Annotated in this window: 4 protein-coding genes; all 4 read left to right on the top strand. The window is 60.3% G+C overall.

Going from position 1 to position 4,078, the window contains the following annotated elements:
• Positions 1-397: cell division protein FtsQ/DivIB (locus OC610_RS22420; protein WP_264430858.1), on the top strand; the 397-nt coding region annotated here is incomplete at its 5' end.
• Between the two features lie 15 nt (positions 398-412).
• The gene (ftsA, locus tag OC610_RS22415; protein WP_003205342.1) at positions 413-1,672 is read left to right on the top strand and encodes a cell division protein FtsA; all 1,260 of its coding nucleotides are present in this window, start codon (positions 413-415) and stop codon (positions 1,670-1,672) included.
• A gap of 97 nt (positions 1,673-1,769) precedes the next feature.
• Positions 1,770-2,963 carry a cell division protein FtsZ gene (gene ftsZ, locus OC610_RS22410; protein WP_030139674.1) on the top strand — a complete coding sequence of 398 codons (1,194 nt, stop codon included), beginning with the start codon at positions 1,770-1,772 and terminating at the stop codon, positions 2,961-2,963.
• A 112-nt stretch (positions 2,964-3,075) separates the two neighbouring features.
• Positions 3,076-3,987 carry a UDP-3-O-acyl-N-acetylglucosamine deacetylase gene (gene lpxC / locus OC610_RS22405; protein WP_030139673.1) on the top strand — a complete coding sequence of 304 codons (912 nt, stop codon included), beginning with the start codon at positions 3,076-3,078 and terminating at the stop codon, positions 3,985-3,987.
• The last annotated feature ends 91 nt before the right edge of the window (positions 3,988-4,078 follow it).

Here is a 4,078-nt window from a genome sequence, read left to right as displayed (position 1 = left end):
CCAGGCGTTTACGCCACGGGAACTGGCCAATTATGAACATTTGCCACAACTGTTCGGTCCACAGCGGGCCCAGCAGCAAGTGATGCAGCAATACCAGGTGTTGAGTCAGATGTTGCGGCCATTGGGCTTCTCCATCGCACGCCTGGAACTGCGTGAGCGCGGCAGCTGGTTCCTGACCACTGGCGCGGGCAGCTCGGGGCCGGGCATCGAGCTGTTGCTCGGGCGCGGCAACCTGGTGGAAAAGATGCGCCGCTTCATTGCCATCTATGACAAGACGCTCAAAGAACAGATTACGAACATTGCGCGCATCGATCTGCGCTACGCCAACGGCCTCGCTGTTGGCTGGCGGGAACCGGTAGCGCCGACGACGGCCGTACCCGCCGTCGCGAAGAATTAAGAAGAGGCTGGACCCATGGCAAACGTGCAAAGCGGAAAAATGATCGTCGGTCTTGATATCGGCACTTCCAAGGTGGTGGCGCTGGTAGGCGAAGTCGCGGACGACGGCACGCTGGTCATCGTCGGGATCGGTACACACCCGTCCCGCGGCTTGAAGAAAGGCGTGGTGGTGAACATCGAGTCCACCGTGCAATCGATCCAGCGCGCCATCGAAGAGGCGCAGCTGATGGCCGGTTGCCGGATCCACTCGGCGTTCGTCGGCGTCGCGGGCAACCACATCCGCAGCCTTAACTCCCACGGCATCGTGGCAATTCGTGATCGCGAAGTCAGCTCCGCCGACCTCGAGCGCGTGCTTGACGCGGCCCAGGCCGTGGCGATCCCGGCCGACCAGCGTGTGCTGCACACCCTGCCGCAGGACTACGTGATCGATAACCAGGAAGGCGTGCGCGAGCCGCTGGGCATGTCCGGCGTGCGCCTGGAAGCCAAGGTCCACGTGGTGACCTGTGCGGTGAACGCCGCGCAGAACATCGAGAAATGCGTACGCCGCTGTGGCCTGGAAATCGACGACATCATCCTCGAGCAACTGGCCTCGGCCTATTCGGTACTGACCGACGACGAGAAAGAGCTGGGCGTATGCCTGGTGGACATCGGCGGCGGCACCACCGACATCGCGATCTTCACCGAAGGCGCGATCCGCCACACGGCCGTGATCCCGATTGCCGGCGACCAGGTGACCAACGACATCGCCATGGCGTTGCGCACCCCGACCCAGTACGCCGAGGAAATCAAGATCCGCTACGCCTGCGCCCTGGCGAAACTGGCCGGTGCCGGCGAAACCATCAAGGTGCCAAGCGTTGGCGACCGTCCACCGCGCGAACTGTCGCGCCAGGCCCTGGCCGAAGTGGTCGAGCCGCGCTACGACGAGCTGTTCACGCTGATCCAGGCCGAACTGCGTCGCAGCGGCTACGAAGACCTGATTCCGGCCGGCATCGTGCTGACCGGCGGTACGTCGAAGATGGAAGGCGCGGTCGAGCTGGCCGAAGAGATTTTCCACATGCCGGTGCGCCTTGGCGTGCCCCATGGCGTCAAGGGCCTGGATGACGTGGTGCGCAACCCGATCTATTCCACCGGCGTGGGCCTGTTGATGTATGGCCTGCAAAAGCAGTCCGACGGGATCTCGTTCTCAGGGATAGGCAGCCGCGACAGCTACAGCAGCGACGAGCCGAAGGCACCGTTGTTCGAGCGGCTGCAGGCTTGGGTGAAAGGCAATTTCTGATTGATTCAAGCTTCAAGCGCCGGGTTTCAGGCTCGGCGTGCAAGACGGCAACAAACGCAGTAGGCGAAAAAAACTAGAGAATGTAAGGAGAGGGAACATGTTCGAACTCGTAGACAACATCCCCGCTAGCCCGGTTATCAAAGTAATCGGTGTCGGCGGTGGCGGCGGCAACGCTGTCAACCACATGGTCAAGAGCAACATCGAAGGCGTCGAGTTCATCTGCGCCAACACCGATGCTCAAGCGCTGAAAAACATCGGCGCGCGGACCATCCTGCAATTGGGTACCGGCGTGACCAAGGGCCTGGGTGCCGGCGCGAATCCCGAGGTCGGCCGTCAGGCTGCCCTGGAAGACCGCGAGCGCATCGCTGAAGTCCTGGCTGGCACCAACATGGTGTTCATCACCACGGGCATGGGCGGCGGTACCGGTACCGGTGCAGCGCCGATCATTGCCGAAGTGGCCAAGGAAATGGGCATCCTCACCGTTGCGGTGGTGACCCGTCCGTTCCCGTTCGAAGGCCGCAAGCGCATGCAGATCGCCGACGAAGGCATCCGCGCGCTGAGCGAAAGCGTCGACTCGTTGATCACCATCCCCAACGAGAAGTTGCTGACCATCCTGGGTAAAGACGCCAGCCTGCTGTCGGCTTTCGCCAAGGCAGACGATGTACTGGCCGGTGCCGTTCGCGGTATCTCCGACATCATCAAGCGTCCAGGCATGATCAACGTCGACTTCGCCGACGTACGCACCGTGATGTCCGAAATGGGCATGGCGATGATGGGCACTGGCTGCGCCAGCGGTCCGAACCGTGCACGCGAAGCTACCGAAGCGGCGATCCGCAACCCATTGCTGGAAGATGTGAACCTGCAGGGCGCCCGCGGCATCCTGGTGAACATCACCGCCGGTCCGGACTTGTCCCTGGGCGAGTACTCCGACGTGGGTAGCATCATCGAGGCATTCGCTTCCGACCATGCAATGGTCAAGGTTGGTACCGTGATCGATCCGGACATGCGTGACGAGTTGCACGTGACAGTGGTTGCCACTGGCCTGGGCGCGAAAATCGAGAAGCCGATGAAGGTGATCGACAACACCGTCCAGACTGCCATGGCCTCCCAGCCGCAACAGCAACCGGCCGCTCGTCAGGAAGCGCCAGCGGTGAACTACCGTGACCTGGATCGTCCGACCGTCATGCGCAACCAGGCCCAGGCCGGTGCTGCGACTGCCGCGAAGATGAATCCGCAAGATGATCTGGACTACCTGGACATCCCGGCATTCCTGCGTCGTCAGGCCGATTGATGGAATGTATCAGGGGTATACGGGTGATTGGTGTTCAGCAAAGGTCTGGTCTGCTATCATCGCCAGCCTTTGTTGATACCAGTTCGCAATTTGCGCTGAAGCGGCCCATGCCATGATTAAACAACGCACCCTGAAGAATATTATCCGTGCCACAGGTGTCGGCCTGCACTCCGGCGAGAAGGTCTACCTGACCCTCAAGCCCGCGCCTGTCGATACCGGCATCGTGTTTTGTCGTGCCGACCTCGACCCTGTGGTGCAGATTCCTGCTCGCGCGGAAAACGTTGGTGAAACCACTATGTCGACCACGCTGGTCAACGGTGACACCAAAGTGGACACGGTGGAGCATTTGCTCTCGGCCATGGCTGGCCTGGGCATCGATAACGCCTACGTCGAGCTCTCCGCGTCCGAAGTCCCGATCATGGATGGCAGTGCCGGACCCTTCGTATTCCTGATTCAATCGGCTGGCCTGGAAGAACAGGACGCGGCCAAGAAGTTCATCCGCATCCTGCGGGAAGTGACAGTGGAAGACGGCGACAAGCGCGCCACTTTCGTCCCTTTCGAAGGTTTCAAGGTGAGCTTCGAGATCGATTTCGATCACCCGGTTTTCCGGGACCGCACCCAGAGTGCAAGCGTGGACTTTTCCAGCACTTCGTTCGTAAAAGAAGTCAGCCGCGCCCGTACCTTTGGTTTCATGAGTGACATCGAGTACCTGCGCAAGCACAACCTCGCACTCGGCGGCAGTGTTGAGAACGCGATCGTGGTCGATTCCGATGGCGTGTTGAACGAAGACGGCCTTCGTTATGAAGACGAATTCGTCAAGCACAAGATCCTTGATGCGATTGGCGACCTCTACCTGCTGGGCAACAGCCTGATTGGTGAGTTCAAGGGCTTCAAGTCTGGCCACGCACTGAACAACCAGCTGCTGCGCAAGTTGATTGAGCAGAAAGACGCTTGGGAAGTCGTGACGTTCGAAGACGCCAGCACCGCACCAATTTCTTACATGCGCCCTGTCGCGGCCGTGTAAGCAAAAAACCTCTCTAGTTTTTTAAAGGCTGCTTTCGGGTGGCCTTTTTTTATGCGCTTTTGGTGCAGTGGGAGCGGGCTTGCTCGCGAAG

This window comes from Pseudomonas agronomica, from assembly GCF_025917275.1.
Taxonomy (GTDB): Bacteria; Pseudomonadota; Gammaproteobacteria; order Pseudomonadales; family Pseudomonadaceae; genus Aquipseudomonas; species Aquipseudomonas agronomica.
This window is presented reverse-complemented; position numbering and strand designations above follow the sequence as displayed.